Genomic DNA, 1,135 nt, shown 5'->3' on the forward strand with positions numbered 1-1,135 from the left:
CGCGCGGGCTGCTGCCCCCGGCGGAAGTCGCCCCGACCGTGCTGATTACGGCATCCGCCACCAGTGCGCCGCAGGGGCCGGTCCGGCTGGTCACCTCCCCGTACCACCGTGATGAGGACAGCGTGCTTTCGCGCGTGAAAAGCCTGAATTACCTGCCTTCCATCCTTGCCCGGATGGACGCCGCCCGCCACGGCGCGGATGACGCCGTGCTGCTCAATCGCGGCGGATACGTGGCCGAGACCAGCGCCAGCACGCTGGTCGCCTGCATCGACGGGCAGCCTGTCACGCCCCCGGTTTCCGATGGCGCGTTGCCCGGCACCGCCCGTGGCGTGCTGGTGGATGCGGGCGTGCTGCACATCCGGCGTATGACGCCGGACATGCTGCGCGGGGCGGAAGCCCTCTTTACCCTCAACAGCCTGTGCGCGCGGGAAGTCCTGCGGCTCGATGGCCATGAAATCCCGCGCAGGCCGGACCTGCTGGCCACCATGCGCACGTGCGTTCACCCCTGATTTCCGCCATGCAGGGGCCAGCCATGGCATTTCGCTTATTGCCCAGCGCAACACGGTTGGACTAATCCACCCGCATTGGCTCATTTCCAGCTTGCGTGAAAGGTCACCCGCTGATGACCCCCCCGAAGACCGTGCCGGTTCGGCGTGCCCTGATTTCCGTTTCCGACAAGAAGGGCCTGCTCGACCTGGCCCGCGCCCTTGTCGCCCATGGCGCCGAAATCCTTTCGACAGGGGGGTCCGCCCGCACCCTGCGCGAGGCCGGTATTGCCGTGCGTGACGTGTCGGAGCATACCGGCTTTCCGGAAATTCTTGACGGGCGCGTCAAGACGCTGGTGCCGCAGGTGCATGGCGGCATCCTCGGCCGACGGGATCTGCCCGCCCATGTCCGGCAGATGGAGGAACACCAGATCGCCCCGATCGACCTCGTGGCGGTCAACCTCTACCCGTTCGAGGCCACGGTGGCGTCTGGCGCCGGGCCGGAAGACTGTATCGAGAACATCGATATCGGCGGCCCGGCCCTGATCCGCGCGGCGGCCAAGAATCATGCCCATGTCGCCATCGTGACCGATCCGGCGCAGTATGCGGAGATCATCACCGCGCTGGAAAATGGCGGCACCCACGCTGGC

The 1,135-nt window shown here is 67.2% G+C and carries 1 protein-coding gene and 1 pseudogene; both read left to right on the plus strand.

Annotation, left to right across the window (positions count from 1 at the left end; genetic code table 11):
- Positions 1-509: aminotransferase class IV (locus JCM25156_RS17540; RefSeq protein WP_025814189.1), on the plus strand; the 509-nt coding region annotated here is incomplete at its 5' end.
- Between the two features lie 113 nt (positions 510-622).
- A pseudogene (gene purH, locus JCM25156_RS17545) lies at positions 623-1,135 on the plus strand (bifunctional phosphoribosylaminoimidazolecarboxamide formyltransferase/IMP cyclohydrolase); the annotation flags it as partial.

This window comes from Komagataeibacter kakiaceti JCM 25156, from assembly GCF_000613305.1.